16 protein-coding genes are annotated in these 13,790 nt (G+C 62.0%); 2 read left to right on the top strand and 14 right to left on the bottom strand.

All coding sequences use genetic code 11. The annotated features are described in order from the left end of the window. Nucleotides 1–3: 3 nt before the first annotated feature. The 8 genes from AC0V6X_RS08500 to hisG form a co-directional block, all read right to left on the bottom strand. Nucleotides 4–888 carry a cupin-like domain-containing protein gene (locus AC0V6X_RS08500; protein ID WP_486184134.1) on the bottom strand — a complete coding sequence of 295 codons (885 nt, stop codon included), beginning with the start codon at nucleotides 886–888 and terminating at the stop codon, nucleotides 4–6. Beyond that, nucleotides 885–2,009: a GNAT family N-acetyltransferase gene (locus tag AC0V6X_RS08495; protein ID WP_486184133.1), complete on the bottom strand. Its 1,125-nt coding sequence runs from the start codon at nucleotides 2,007–2,009 to the stop codon at nucleotides 885–887. The genes AC0V6X_RS08500 and AC0V6X_RS08495 overlap by 4 nt, the downstream gene beginning before the upstream one ends. Before the next feature lie 281 nt (nucleotides 2,010–2,290). Beyond that, nucleotides 2,291–4,405, bottom strand: coding sequence for a sodium-translocating pyrophosphatase (locus AC0V6X_RS08490; RefSeq protein WP_486184132.1), 2,115 nt, complete (start codon nucleotides 4,403–4,405; stop codon nucleotides 2,291–2,293). A 210-nt stretch (nucleotides 4,406–4,615) separates the two neighbouring features. Next, the gene (gene thiL, locus AC0V6X_RS08485; protein WP_486184131.1) at nucleotides 4,616–5,473 is read right to left on the bottom strand and encodes a thiamine-phosphate kinase; all 858 of its coding nucleotides are present in this window, start codon (nucleotides 5,471–5,473) and stop codon (nucleotides 4,616–4,618) included. Further along, complete coding sequence (locus AC0V6X_RS08480; protein WP_486184130.1) at nucleotides 5,466–5,774, bottom strand: hypothetical protein; 309 nt, start codon at nucleotides 5,772–5,774, stop codon at nucleotides 5,466–5,468. Before AC0V6X_RS08480 ends, thiL begins: the two co-directional genes overlap by 8 nt. Beyond that, complete coding sequence (gene nusB, locus AC0V6X_RS08475; RefSeq protein ID WP_486184129.1) at nucleotides 5,775–6,242, bottom strand: transcription antitermination factor NusB; 468 nt, start codon at nucleotides 6,240–6,242, stop codon at nucleotides 5,775–5,777. Next, a complete protein-coding gene (gene hisD, locus AC0V6X_RS08470; RefSeq protein ID WP_486184128.1) occupies nucleotides 6,239–7,531 on the bottom strand; it encodes a histidinol dehydrogenase in 1,293 nt (430 codons plus the stop codon). The genes nusB and hisD overlap by 4 nt, the downstream gene beginning before the upstream one ends. Then, on the bottom strand, nucleotides 7,528–8,196 hold the full coding sequence (hisG, locus tag AC0V6X_RS08465; RefSeq protein WP_486184127.1) for an ATP phosphoribosyltransferase: 669 nt from the start codon (nucleotides 8,194–8,196) through the stop codon (nucleotides 7,528–7,530). The genes hisD and hisG overlap by 4 nt, the downstream gene beginning before the upstream one ends. Nucleotides 8,197–8,276: 80 nt before the next feature. Between hisG and AC0V6X_RS08460 the strand changes: the two genes are divergently transcribed. After that, nucleotides 8,277–9,371, top strand: a complete 1,095-nt coding sequence (locus tag AC0V6X_RS08460) for a DUF2332 domain-containing protein (RefSeq protein ID WP_486184126.1) — start codon at nucleotides 8,277–8,279, stop codon at nucleotides 9,369–9,371. On the opposite strand, the gene AC0V6X_RS08455 is transcribed toward AC0V6X_RS08460, so the two are convergent. The 4 genes from AC0V6X_RS08455 to AC0V6X_RS08440 all read right to left on the bottom strand — a co-directional run bounded on the left by AC0V6X_RS08455 (nucleotide 9,368) and on the right by AC0V6X_RS08440 (nucleotide 11,827). After that, nucleotides 9,368–10,261 carry an alpha/beta fold hydrolase gene (locus tag AC0V6X_RS08455; protein WP_486185547.1) on the bottom strand — a complete coding sequence of 298 codons (894 nt, stop codon included), beginning with the start codon at nucleotides 10,259–10,261 and terminating at the stop codon, nucleotides 9,368–9,370. The genes AC0V6X_RS08460 and AC0V6X_RS08455 overlap by 4 nt on opposite strands. Next, a complete protein-coding gene (locus AC0V6X_RS08450) occupies nucleotides 10,261–11,073 on the bottom strand; it encodes an SDR family NAD(P)-dependent oxidoreductase (RefSeq protein WP_486184125.1) in 813 nt (270 codons plus the stop codon). Before AC0V6X_RS08450 ends, AC0V6X_RS08455 begins: the two co-directional genes overlap by 1 nt. Before the next feature lie 65 nt (nucleotides 11,074–11,138). Further along, nucleotides 11,139–11,582 carry an NUDIX hydrolase gene (locus AC0V6X_RS08445; RefSeq protein WP_486184124.1) on the bottom strand — a complete coding sequence of 148 codons (444 nt, stop codon included), beginning with the start codon at nucleotides 11,580–11,582 and terminating at the stop codon, nucleotides 11,139–11,141. Beyond that, entirely contained in the window at nucleotides 11,579–11,827 is a 249-nt protein-coding gene (locus AC0V6X_RS08440; protein WP_486185546.1) for a BolA family protein, read from the bottom strand. Before AC0V6X_RS08440 ends, AC0V6X_RS08445 begins: the two co-directional genes overlap by 4 nt. Nucleotides 11,828–11,924: 97 nt before the next feature. Here AC0V6X_RS08440 and AC0V6X_RS08435 point away from each other — a divergent pair, with 97 nt between their 5' ends. Beyond that, complete coding sequence (locus AC0V6X_RS08435; protein ID WP_486184123.1) at nucleotides 11,925–12,518, top strand: DnaJ domain-containing protein; 594 nt, start codon at nucleotides 11,925–11,927, stop codon at nucleotides 12,516–12,518. Here the strand turns inward: AC0V6X_RS08435 and AC0V6X_RS08430 are convergent. After that, a complete protein-coding gene (locus AC0V6X_RS08430) occupies nucleotides 12,515–12,874 on the bottom strand; it encodes a DUF1428 domain-containing protein (RefSeq protein ID WP_486184122.1) in 360 nt (119 codons plus the stop codon). The genes AC0V6X_RS08435 and AC0V6X_RS08430 overlap by 4 nt on opposite strands. Before the next feature lie 49 nt (nucleotides 12,875–12,923). After that, nucleotides 12,924–13,763, bottom strand: coding sequence for an oxygenase MpaB family protein (locus AC0V6X_RS08425; RefSeq protein ID WP_486184121.1), 840 nt, complete (start codon nucleotides 13,761–13,763; stop codon nucleotides 12,924–12,926). Between the last annotated feature and the right edge of the window lie 27 nt (nucleotides 13,764–13,790).

The raw sequence follows: 13,790 nt of genomic DNA, 5'->3' as shown, positions 1-13,790 counted from the left end.
AAGCTAGCCAGTCAGGCCAAGCTTGCGCAGCGCACGGAAAGCATAGGCCTTGCCAGTGTTGCTCGCCGGCCAGCGTCCCGGGGCCTTGGGCGCAAATCCACGCTGGCGCAGCAGATGGTTGAGCCCGCGCGCATCGCTTTCGGCATAGCTCCATGTGGAGCGCCAAGTGATCGACAAGGAGATGGAGCTTTCCGGCCCGTTGCGCACGAAATGCGGGGCCATGACTGGCACGAAGACAGCCTCCCCTGGACCGATAGGGCATTCGCGCGCCCCGGCCATGAAGCTCTCATCCCATTGCAGCTCTCGCGGGCCGCCGGAATGGTAGCTTTCGTGGACTGTGTCGGGCGCGAAGCGAGGGTCTCCGGCGGGGAACTGGGTCATCACTTTGGACCCCCGGATCTGCAGCAGAATGTTGTGCTCCGGATCGAAATGGTAGGGTGTGACGGCGTTCGGCGAAGAGACAAAGATGAAGCCTTGCGGGGTCAGCATCTCGCCGGTCTTGGCTTCGATCTCCGCGCGGATCTCGCCAAGCAGGTCCATCAGCAACGCTTCGTAAGCGGGCGCTTGCTCAATGTTCTTGAGCACCGCCCAACTGTTGGCCTGCGCCACTTTGCGGATCGTCTCAGCGATGGTCAGGCCGGTCGCGCCCGGCTTGCCGTCAATGCCCACGGGCAGATCGCCGCGATTGTACTCGACGCTTGCTTCAGGCAGCTGCTCAGCCAGATCCGCGAGCGCGTCGAGCTCAAGCAGTGGGTGGCTGCTGAGGCCATGGCGCAGAATATGCGGGCCTTCAGGATAATGCGCGGCGAATGTCTTTCGTGCCTCGCTGTCGAACACCGCGCTCGTGCCTGCGTCGGCGGTCGGCCAGTCGGATTGGGGCGCGTTCATGGGGTCTTCCCTCGGGTCTCATAGGCGGCAAGGGCGCGGAAAAGCGTGCGGCGCAAAGGCCCGCCAATGGCGATGTTGCGGCTGATGATGCGGCGCTTGTCGCGCCAGATGCGTTCGATCATGGAGTGGCCTTGGACCGCGCAACTATCGGCCCACTCAACGTCCTTGCGGGCGAGCAGGTCGAGGTTTTCGATCTGCAACAGCAGCCCCGGAGAGAAGCGCGCATAAGCCTCGTCAAAGGCGGTCTTGAAGCTGAAGACACCCGGTGGGGTGATGAAGTTGGCGAGCATCGCGATCGGCTTGCCATCGAGGCGCAGCGCGAGGCGTTCCAAACGGCCAGCCTTGGCAGCGCCGGCGAGTGTTTCGGTGAAGAAGCTGCGCGTGTGCCCTTCTAAGCTAAGCGCTGAGCCGGCCTCGCCCTTCCATCCAGCCGCTTCAAGCGCGAGAAAATCGGCAACCCATTGTTCGATGCCGCTTGCGTCTTCCACGCGCTCAAACTGGAGGTCGCCCTCTTCACACAGGCGCTTGTGCTGGCGGCGCAGCTCCTTGCGCTTCTTGGAGGACATGGCCTGCGTCAGATAGTCATCCGGGCTGAGGTCGGAGGTCAGCACCGCGCGCTCTGCTGCATCGATAATGACCGAGCGGCGCCCGGTTTCGCTGAGCACATGTGCCAAAGCTGCGTTCAAAGCACCATTTTCGGGCAGCTGTGCACAGTGCAGCAGCAAGGCGCTTCCCGGCGCATAATCGAGGTGGCTCAAAAGGTTGCGCCAAAACTGCTGCTCATGTCCCGCCGCCACCAGAGGGCTGCCGCAAAAGGCGTTGGCGTGAAGCCAGATTGCCGCATGGGGCAGGCGGTAGCCGTAATAGTTCTTTGGCCGGGCCAAAGGGAGGAGGCCGGTAAGCTGCTCGCCATGCCAGGTGGTGAAGATCGCCGGGCGCTCCTCATCCGCCAAATGCGCCAGCGACGGTATCAGGAACCATGGTTCGAAGAACGGATTGGGTTCAGCAACTTTGCGGATGAGCTTTTGCCATTCGGCGATAAAGGCGGGGGCGCTAGATTGATCGGCGTCGAGCAAACGCACCGACTTTTCGCGGTCGCGCAGACGTTCAGGAGCCGACACTGCCGTCCGCTCAGAGCTATGCGGAATTGTAGGCGTGCTCGCCAAATCCATCGCGCTTCTGGCCCTCTTCGTTAACCTTTGCCCAGCGCAAAAACCCATGCGCCGTCATGCCTTGAGCGAGGACATAGAGGGGCTGCGTTAACAAAGCTTTGGATTTGCTGAGGAGATCGCAGGGCTGCCCCAGCGTGAGACAAGTGCTGCCCCAAAAGCAAAACCCCGCCCGGATCGCTCCGGACGGGGTTTTCGGCTCGCTCCCCCGAATGTGGGGAAAGACGAGAGTTTTAGTGCGCCAGAGCTGCGAGCAGCAGAAGCGCAACGATGTTGGTGATCTTGATCATCGGGTTCACAGCCGGGCCAGCGGTGTCCTTGTAAGGATCGCCGACCGTGTCGCCGGTCACAGCGGCTTTGTGAGCCTCTGAGCCCTTGCCGCCGTGATTGCCGTCTTCGATGTACTTCTTGGCGTTGTCCCATGCACCGCCACCAGCGGTCATCGACAGAGCCACGAACAGACCGCCGACGATCACACCGAGGAGCAGGGCTCCCAGCGCTGCGAAGGCGTTGTCTTGGCCTGCAAGATACAGGATCACGAAGTAGGTCACGATCGGTGCCAGAACCGGGAGCAAGGACGGGATGATCATTTCCTTGATCGCCGCCTTGGTCACCAGATCCACGGTGCGCGCATAGTCAGGCTTCTCGGAGTAATCCATGATGCCCGGCTTCTCCTTGAACTGCGCGCGCACATCGACCACCACATCGCCAGCCGCGCGGCCCACAGCGGTCATGCCCATCGCACCGAAAAGGTACGGGAGCAAAGCGCCAAGGAGCAAGCCGACGATGACGTAGGGGTTCTCCAACCCGAAATCGACGTTCGAGTCCGGGAAGTAGCGGCGAAGGTCAGCGGTGTAGGCGGAGAACAGCACCAGTGCTGCAAGGCCTGCTGAGCCAATCGCGTAACCCTTGGTCACGGCCTTGGTCGTGTTGCCAACTGCGTCGAGCAGGTCGGTCTTTTCACGCACGCTCGCGTCCAGCTCCGCCATTTCGGCGATGCCGCCCGCATTGTCCGTCACCGGACCGTATGCGTCGAGCGCCACAACCATGCCCGCCAGAGCCAACATCGCGGTCGCGCCATAGGCAAGACCGATCAGACCAGCGATCTGATACGCGCCGATGATCGAGGCGATGATGACGATGGTCGGAAGAGCGGTCAATTCAAGGCTGATAGCCAGACCCTGGATCACATTGGTGCCGTGGCCCGTCTCCGATGCCTTGGCGATTGAGCGCACCGGACGGAAATTCGTGCCGGTGTAGTACTCGGTGATCCAGATGATAATGCCGGTCAGCGCAAGGCCGATCAGCGAGCAATAGAACAGGTCCATGCCCGTAAACGGAACCATGTCCGTACCGGGGTTGAGGACGGTGTTCATATCCGTGCCAGCTGCTCCAAGAGCGTATTGCGTGACGACATAGATCAGCGGGATCGACAGGATTGCGGTGACAAGGAAGCCCTTATACATCGCGCCCATGACGTTGGTGCCTCCGCCAAGACGCACGAAATACGTCCCGATGATCGAGGTGACGATACACGCCCCGCCGATCAGCAGCGGAAGCGCCATCAGCGAATCCAGCAAGCCATCGGTAAGGTTGGTCAGCAGCAGAGCCGTCAGAACCATCGTCGCACCCACGGTGACGACGTAAGTCTCGAAAAGGTCAGCGGCCATACCAGCGCAGTCGCCGACATTGTCGCCCACGTTATCGGCAATCGTTGCCGGGTTGCGGGGGTCATCCTCTGGAATGCCAGCTTCAACTTTACCAACAAGGTCAGCGCCAACGTCGGCAGCCTTGGTGAAGATGCCTCCACCCAGACGCGCAAAGATCGAAATCAGCGAAGCGCCAAAGGCAAGGCCAACGAGGCCGAAGATCACAGCATCGTCATTGGCCGCCAGGTTCATCTGGCGAACAAGGACGTAGTAGAGACCAGCAATCGACAGCAGCGCAAGGCCAGCCACCAGCATGCCGGTGATAGCGCCTGCGCGGAATGCGATGGTCAGTCCCTGTTGCAGCCCTTGCTCTGCGGCGGCAGCGGTGCGGACGTTCGAGCGGACCGAGATGTTCATCCCGATATAGCCCGCCACGCCGGACAGCACTGCGCCGATCACAAAGCCTACCGCCGGAACCGCGCCCAGCGCGACGCCAACGATGATCGCAGCCACCACGCCGACAATGGCAATCGTGGTGTATTGGCGGTTCAGATAGGCCTGAGCGCCTTCCTGAATGGAGCTTGCGATTTCTTGCATTCTTTCGTTGCCGGCGCTCGCGCCCAGCACTTGGCGGCTTGTCACAATGCCATACACAATGGCCAACAAGCCCAACACAATGGATATGAGTATTAGGTCCACGGATGATCCCCTCTCGTAAACGTGGAAATGCGCTTATGTGATGGGTCGCACCTCCTCTCCGAGGCACTCGCGCAAGGCGCATAGGCATAGTGCCCCGGGGGAAGGACACAAGAGGTCTTGGACGCAAAAAGGGCGGAATTGCACGGGTTTTGTCGCTTTTGAGGCTAAAGGCGCGCGGTTTTGACGCGAACTGTCCCAGCCTGCACCGGTTTAGCCGTGCTCGAACCCTAGTCCGGCGGCGTTCACAAGAGGGTTTCCATCCAGCATCAGCGGCGCAAAACCACGCGCTTCGACTTGACCGATTGCCGTTGCCGGGACGGGCGGTGTCGCGGTGTTGGGGAGGGTGAAGAGCAGCTCATAATCATCGCCCCAACGCAGGCAGTCCTCTCGCCTTTCCACTGAGGCGACGGGTACATTTGCGCTATCGATCGCCATGGTTATCTCACTCGCTTCAGCCATGCGGAAGGCGTCGAGCAGCAGGCCGTCGGAGACATCCATCATCGCGCTTACCATTGGGGCGAGGGCGCGTCCTTCGGCAAGGCGCGGCGTCGGGCGGTTGAAGGCGGCGAGATGCTCTGCTTCCCCCTCAAATCCCAGCATCGCGCGTCCCAACGTTCCAGTGACCCAAATGGTATCTCCGACCTGAGCGCCTTGACGCGCCGGGACCGGAGTGTGGGTCGCCCGCCCAACAGCGGTAAGGCCAAAGCTGCGGGCGTCCTGGCTCGCAATCGTGTCTCCGCCCAGAAGCGGCGTTGCAAAGGTGCTGAGCGCTTGTGAGAGCCCGCCGAGAAAACGCTCATCATCACGGCCAAGCGAATAGGAAAGCAGCACGCCCACCGGCTCTGCTCCTTTGGCGGCAAGGTCGGAGAGATTGGTCGCGACCAGTTTCCACGCAACATCCGCCATATCGGCGTCGGGCCGGAAATGCGTGCCTTGCGCCATGGTGTCGTGGGTCAGGACCAGCGTCTCTCCGCCCACTTCCAGAACCGCCGCGTCGTCATCCAACCCGCGGGCTCCGGCATGGAGCGGCAGGCTGCGCAGGGCGGCTATGAACTCCGACTCATTCATCGTCACTGCGATACCACCAGAGTTCAGACCCGACGGGCACATCAGCCTTGCAAAGGTTAGGCTCAAGCAGGATCGGAATGAATTGAGACGATTTGGGAGCTTTTGATGACACGGAGCGCCCGATCATCTCCAGCCCGCGCACCTTCGTCTCCGCATCCGGCCCTTCCGGTCGCTTGACGCGCAAACGGTCTCCAACGGTTACACCGAAATCGGACGACTTGGGAACGCCCGGCGCCACCACAATTCCTCGCCCCGAAATGTCGAAAACGTCGTCGACTTTCGAGAGCAGAACCCAGCCCACTTAAACGCGCACGTCCTTCGCCACCGCATCCAAGATGCCGTTCACGAACTTCGCCTCGCGGTCGTCGAAGAAGGCCTTGGCGACGTCGACATATTCGTTGATGGCCGCTGCGGTCGGCACATCGGCGCGGGCGATCAGCTCGTAGCCGCCGGCGCGCAGGATTTGCACCAGCGTCTTGTCGAGGCGGGTGAGGGTCCAGCCTTCGGAAAGCTTCGCGGTGAGGGCCGCGTCAACCTCGTCGCGCCGTGCGTCCACGCCGCGCACGAGGTCTTCGAAGAAGTCGATTTCGGCCTCGGCATAGACTTCGCCTGCATGGTCCTCGTCATCGACTTCGCCGCCCAGACGGTGCTGGCGAAACTCCATGAGGAGCGCGTCCATCGGCGTCTTTTCCATCTGCTGCTGATAGAGTGCCTGGACGGCTGCTAGGCGTGCAGCGGAGCGGGCCTGGGATTTAGCAGGAGAATTCATTTGAGGCGCAGCTCCACAGATTTGGCATGGGCGGGCAGCCCTTCGGCATGGGCAAGGGCGCTGGCCGCAGGGCCAATCGTCTGAATAGAGGCTTGATCCAGCCCGATGAAACTCGTCCGCTTCATAAAGTCGAGCACGGACAGCCCGCTTGAGAAGCGCGCACGGCGACCGGTTGGCAGGACGTGATTGGGACCGGCGACATAGTCTCCGACCGCTTCCGGCGTCATCCGGCCAAGAAAGACGCTGCCCGCATGGCGCACCTGTGGCAGCATGGCCTCGGGGTCGTCGATGGCGAGTTCCAAGTGCTCAGCAGCCAAGCGGTTGATGAGCGCAGGGGCTTCCTCAGGGATGTCATTGACGATGATGATGACGCCGTGATCGTCCCAGCTTGCCTTGGCGGTCTTTGCCGTGTCGAGCTGGCTGATCTGAACGTCAATGCAATCCTCGACCTGACGCGCAAAACCTTCATCATCGGTGATGAGGATGGATTGCGAGGTCGGGTCATGCTCGGCCTGGCTCAACAGGTCGGCAGCGATCCAGTCGGGGTCGTTCTTGCCATCGGCTACGACGAGAATTTCGCTCGGCCCTGCGACCATATCGATGCCAACGACACCGTAAAGCTGGCGCTTGGCCTCTGCGACATAGGCGTTTCCGGGGCCGGTAATGACATCAACTGGCGCGATGCGGTCCGTGCCATAGGCGAGCGCGCCGACGGCCTGCGCTCCGCCTACGCGCCAGATCTCGTCCACGCCCACAATGTGCGCTGCGGCGAGGACCAACGGGTTGGAATTGCCCTTCGGCGTTGGGGTCACGACGACGAGCCGCTCCACCCCTGCCACGCGCGCAGGGATCGCGTTCATCAGCAGCGAGGAAGGATAGGCCGCGCGGCCACCGGGCACATAAAGCCCCGCCGCATCCACCGGCCGCCAGATCGCGCCGAGCCTGACGCCCGCCTCATCCGTGTAATCGCGGTTCTGAGGCAATTGCGCTTCGTGATAAGAGCGGATGCGTGTCGCGGCGAGGTCGAGGGCTTCGCGCAGCTCCGGTTCAAGCGCAGTATATGCCTCGGCACAGCGCTCCTTGGTGATGCACCAATCCGCGTCATCAGCCAGAGTGTAGCCATCGAAGCGCTGGGTGTAGTCTGCCAGCGCCTTGTCGCCCGATCCTTTCACCGTGCGCAGAATGTCGGAGACGACACCTGCGACGTCGCTGTCGGCCTCACGCCGAGCGTCGACTATGCGGTCAAAGCGCTGCGCGAAATCGGCGTCGAAGGTTGAGAGCTTCTTCATGCCCTAGCCTCCGCTCTGAACGCTGCAACCAGCTGGGCAACTCGCGGATCGGTTTTGAGCGCTGCGCGGTTCACGATCAGCCGGGCGGTGATGTCGATGATGCGCTGCGTTTCGACAAGGCCGTTTTGCTTCAACGTTGTGCCGGTTGAAACGAGGTCCACGATCTGCCGCGCCAGGCCCAGCGATGGGGCAAGCTCCATCGCGCCGTTCAGCTTGACGCATTCGGCCTGAATGCCTTGGCGTTCAAAGTGGCGAGCGGTGAGGTTGGGATATTTTGTGGCGACGCGCAGGTGGCTGACCCCGTCTGCCTCCGTCTCGTCCCCTGCGAGCCGAGCGACCGACAAACGGCAATGGCCGATATCGAGGTCGACGGGCGCGTAGAGGTCGTCATAATCGAACTCTTCGACGACATCCGAACCCACTATGCCAACCTGCGCAGCTCCATGCGCGACAAAGGTGGCGACATCGAAGGCGCGCACGCGGATCAGACGCATATCCTCGCGGTTTGTGCCGAAGGAAAGCGAGCGGTTGGACTTGTCGTGAAAGCCATCCTCGGGCACCACGCCAGCGCGCGCCATGACGGGCAGAGCCTCATCAAGGATGCGGCCCTTGGGCACGGCAAAGGTCAGTTGGCTGCCTGTGGTGTCAGATGCGTCGCGTGTCATAGCGCGGCGGGACTTAGGCATTGGGCGGTCAAAGGGCAACAAGAGAGCGCGCGAATAATGCAGCCAGAAAGGGTGGGATCATGGCGGACGCATCAATGGACACAGCGATCATGGGGATCGAGGACTTCAACGCCGCGATCGAATGGCAGGCGGACCATGCGGCATTGAATCAAGCCCCTTGCACCGCGCGTGTCATACGGGCGCTGATAAAGGTGCGGGAGACTGACACCGCCACGGGGCGCCGAATGGCGAATTGGCAGGGGCTTACCCTGAAGGATGCGATGCCGCTTCGGATTGCGGGCGGGCTGCACCATTTGTTGCTTTCAGGAGAAGATGACCGGCTGGCGCGCGTCTATTCCGGCCAGATCACCGACCAGAGCCAGATCGACCGCCTTGTCTGCGATCTGGTTGAGACCTTCGACCACCGCCTACTCCCGTGGCTTGATGGCCCTCCGCAAACCAACGAGGCGGGGCGTTCAGCGAGCGTGATGGCGGGGCTCTTATGGTTGGCCCAGCGGGTCTCGCCGCGCTTCGATCTGTTCGAGCTGGGCGCGAGCGCGGGGGTGAACACGATGCTCGACCGTTACCGTTTCCAGCTGGGTGAGACTGAGGTTGGCCCTGAGAAATCCCCCATGCTAATCGCGCCGGAATGGCGAGGGGAGAGCAGTCCGCCTGCGCCGCCTGATGGCTTTGCGATTGAGCAAATTTGCGGCTGCGATGTTGCGCCGATTGACCTCTCTGACCCTGAGGCAGCGCTGAAGCTCAAAGCCTATGTCTGGCCCGATGCGCCCGGACGGTTGGCGAGAATTGATGCGGCGGTGGAACTGGCAAGCGCGTCCCAACCGCAAGTGACCAAGCAGGATGCGGGCGAGTTTGTCGAGGCGATGCTCGCTTGCCCGCAAGCTCTCGGCACGACCAAGGCGATGTTCCACACGATCATGTGGCAATATATGCCGCGCGAGACGCAAAGCGCGATCACGGCGGCGTTTGAGGCGGCAGGGGCTGAGGCCAGTGCGGAGAAACCGCTTGCATGGATTGCGCTGGAAACAGACCCCGAGACTTTCCGGCACGAGCTCAAAGTGCGCTACTGGAACGGCTCAGCTGACGATGGCGCAACTCACCTGCTCGGCTTTGCGCATCCACATGGCGCGTGGGTGGAGTGGATTGGCGGCTAATCCGCCAGAAACGCTTCCATCGCCGCGTTGACCGCATCCGGCGCTTCCCACGGCACGAAATGCCCACAATCAGCCACTTGGTGGATCGTGAGCGGGTCGATCACATCCTCCAGCCCCTCAAGGTTCTCAGGCGGAAGAGCTAAGTCATCCATCGCCCAGATCACAAGTGTCGGGATGGTCAGCTTTGGCAGAGTAGGCGGCGTGTAGTCGGCGGGCAGCTCAAACGGCGCGTCCATCGGAGGCACCACCATTTGGCTGCCGCGATAATAGTTGATCATCCCGAAACACGCATCGCGATCCTCCCAATCGGCGAGCAGGATGTCACGCTCCTCGCGCGGCATGGCGTCGGATCGGTCCCAGTTTACCTCTTGCTTGAGGATGCCGGTGATGCCGTGTTCGCGGATCAGAGCATCGTTCGCGGGGTCACGGAAACCGTTGATATATTGGCTGGAGGCGCGCTGGCCCTCATGCGTGTAGAGCAGCTTCTGGAAGATCGCAGGGTGCGGCGCGTTGGCGATGACGGCGCGAGTGACGCGCGCATGTTGTCCTCCGAGAGCAACGCCCCAGGCAATCGCGCCGCCCCAATCATGGCCGACGATGGTGAAGGTCTCGACCCCCAATGCATCGGCCAGCAGGAAGACATCGCCGATCAGCTTGTCGGGAGTGTAAGCTTCCACCTCTTGCGGTCTGGAGGAGCCGCGATAGCCGCGCTGGTCGGGCGCGATGCAGCGGAAGCTTCCTGAGAAATGCGCGATCTGGTGCCGCCAGGTGCGGTGGTTTTCAGGAAAACCGTGCAAGAAAATCAGCGCCGGTGCGTCCTTGGGGCCGGTGTCGACGCAATCAAGCTCAATCCCATTGGCGAGGGTTACGCGCCTCTGCTCGAGAGCGATCACTCGCCTTCCTCCATACGCTCCATATAGCCGCCCGCGACCATGCCTGCGATTTGGTCGAACAGAGCGTCCGGCGTGCGGCGCATTTCGCCCATCTGTTCTTCCATCCCGTTCGCGACGATGATCTCGCGGTCGCCTGCGGCCATCGCGTCGAGCATTGTCTTGGCGGCATCATCTGCCGGTATCCCCTCGTCGATGACTTTGTCGCTGCGTCCGCGTTTGGAGCCGTCGCCGACCATCGCATTGCGCGAGACATTGGTCGCGACCGATCCGGGGTAGATAACGTGGACGTCGACGCCGTTTTGCGAGAGTTCTCCGCGCAGGGCATCGGCATAGCCTGCAAGCCCGAATTTCACCGCGCAATAGCCGGTGCGCATCGGCACGCCGACCTTGCCCGCGATGGAGGAGATAAAGGCGAGTGCGCCCGAGCCACGCTCTGCCATATGCCCGATCAGACCCTGGCTGAAAGCGATCTGCGCGGTGAGGTCTATCGCGATTATGTCGCGATAGACCTGCATGTCGGTTTTGAGCGCGCGGCTGCGCTGGGAGACGCCGGCATTGGCAAAGGCGATGTCCACGCCGCCCTTCCACGCGATAGCCTTGGCAGTTGCATCGGCCAGAGCAGCATCGTCGCGCACATCGAAAGGCAGGATCAGGCTCTCGCCGCAATCCGCCGCTACGTCGGCAAGGCGCGCTTCGTCGCGGCCCGAGAGCACAACATGCGCCCCGCGTCCCGCGACGTCGCGAGCCAGCGCGGCCCCAATACCTGACGATGCGCCTGTGATCCAGACGACCTTGCCCGTGTAGTCCATCAATCTCTCTCCCGTTTGCGACAGCGATAGCTGCGCGGGAGGGGAGGGGCAATTGCCTTGGGCTGCTAGAGCCTTGCGATCTCGGCGAGATTCTCCGGAAACACGGCTTCGTGCCAGCCGGAAAGTTCTTCCAGAGTGAACCAGCGGTGCTGCGTCATCACCTGCTGCTCCAGCTCGGTGTGGCGTGCTGTGTCGATGGCGGTGTCGGAGACGCGGAGGCGGAAATAGCGTTCATCCGCCTGAACGGGTTCGCCTTCAACTGTGATGAACTGAGGCGTGGTGCGCGCAACTTGAGGGCCGGGGTCGGCGATGATTCCGGTCTCTTCAAGCAGCTCGCGACGCGCGGCCTCCTCAAAGCTCTCATCCGGCTCGCATTCCCCTCCTGCCGTCACCCAGAAAGGCGGGCGGTCGGAGACGTCGAAGCGGAACAACAGAATGCGGTCGTCAGGGTCGATCAGGATGATCCGCGCAGAGCGACGGACGCGCAGGCGGGGCGCAAACTCGCTCATACAGCGGGAGCGCTCGCCTTGATGGCCACCGCATGGACACGCTGCCCGACGATATCGCCGAGCGCCGCGATCACTGCGCGCTGGCGGGCAAGGCGGCTCATCTCGGCAAAGGTGGGTGCCTCAATGACGATAGTGAAGTGCGATTCGCCAGAGCCATCATCGCCCGAATGTCCGGCGTGTTGGTGGCTATCATTGATGATTTCGAGGTTGGTCGGAGCGAAGGCTTCGACCAAAAGCTCGCGCATTTCCTCTGCAACTTTGCCACTCACTGCTCGTATTTCCTTCGTCTACTGCTTTTCGCGCCTTGGAATTTGGGGCGTATATCGCCATTCTCAAGGGTTCATGTCTCAATCTCGCTTCCATGGACGGTTCGAAACCGAGGGGCGCCAATGCGACCGGCCCGGTTGCACCGAGGCGGGCGAGTTCCGCGCGCCGGGCTATCGCCCCAACGGCTTTGACGGACCCGGAGAATATCGCTGGTTCTGCTTGGAACATGTGCGCGAGTTCAACCAGGGCTATGACTGGTTTGAGGGGATGAGCGCTGAAGAAATGCTCGACGCCCAAAACCCGGTAAACGGCTGGCGGCGCGAGAGCCCCAGCTTCTCGCCCCGTGCTGGCGTCGATGGCATGCCGCGCTGGGCCGATTTTGATGATCCTCTGGATGCGATCTCTGCCAGAGCCAACGGCATCAAGTCGCGGGCGCAGCGCGAAGCCTCGATGGCGGCGAGCGGACGCTTTTCAAAGGCAGAGGCGGAAGCGTTGGAGACCATGGGTCTTGGCTCAGACACCGACCGGCGACGCTTGCGCAGGCGCTATTCCGAGCTCGTGCGGCGCTATCATCCCGACCGCAATGGCGGAGATCGCAGCTATGAGACGCGGCTGAACAATGTGGTCGAGGCCTATCAGCTGCTGCGGAAATGCAGGGCGATTGCCTAGCGGCCCCTCGTGAGCACGGGTTCGAACTCGCCGAAGATCAGGCGGGAGCCGTCAAAGGGTGGATCGCCTTCAGGATAGCCCTCAAAGCCTTCGCCTTTGCCCATCGCCTCTTGCGCTTTGGTGAGTGTTTCCTTGTCGGGCCAGATGATCCAGCCAGCGACGATCTTTTCGCCTTCGGGGGCGTTCACCGCTTTGCGCAGATCGGTGACTTTGCCTTCGGGGACGTTGGATTCCCACAGCTCCATCACTTCGAGCGCGCCATGATCCATGGACCAATTGGCCATGAATTCGGCGGCTTGTTGGTAGGCGGCCCGATTGCCTTCGGGCACGGACAGTATTGCTACAGCAACATACATCGACAATCTCCCTTCCGGCGGGGTGCATATCACGGATGGGAAGAGAGTGTCAGCCTTGCTTGAACGCCCAGCGCAAAGTGCGGCCCATGCCCCAAGTCGCAGCGCGGGCGGGCAGGGCGGTGAGGACCGGGCGCTGGAGTTGCAGCATGGAGCGCGCCCATGGCGGCAGCATCGCAATCGCCTCCGCACCGATCAGCGTCTGAACCGCTGCGGGCGTTCCTTTGGGACGTTGGTTGAGGACCAGCTGAGCAATTTCGCGCGCTTCCTTGGAGGGGCGCAGATCGGTGCGCAGCTCGCGGAACAGCCGCTCTGCCTCGCTGCGTGTTTCGGGAACGGGATCAGCTCCCAGCGCGCGGGCGATCACAGCGATCTGGGCATAATATTCATCCTGCTCGGCCCCCGGCATGTCAGGGCGCACATGGCGCAGATAACCGGCAAGGAAGCTCTGTGCTTCGGTCACATGGACCCATGCGAGCGTGCGCGGATTGGTCGCTTCGTAGCGCGTTCCATCGGGAAGCGTGCCGCCGACCTTGGCGTGGATGCGGTTGACGCGATCAATCGCCTTCATCGCCTCATCCCGATGGCCAAAGGTCGTCACTGCGATGAAGCGAGCGGTGCGTTGCAGCCGCCCGTGCATATCCTCGCGAAAGTTCGAATGGTCGAGCACGCCCTGCAGCGCATGCGGGTGGAGCATCTGCAACATCAAAGCCCGCACCCCGCCCGTCATCATCCCGACGATATCGGCGTGGACCATGCGGATCGGAGTGTCCTTGGCAAACAGCGCGTCGTCGGAAGGGGGGACCGGCTTCTGCTTGCTCGCCTGGTCGTTGAATGTGCTGCGGACTTGGTCGACCAGTTTCAAGCGCAGAGTTTCGACGGGCGAGGGCATGAAGAGAACATAATCACTCAGATCGTT

The sequence above is a fragment of the Erythrobacter sp. S267 genome (assembly GCF_057365045.1).
The sequence above is the reverse complement of the archived record's forward strand: the minus strand, read 5'-3'. Positions and strand labels throughout refer to the sequence as shown.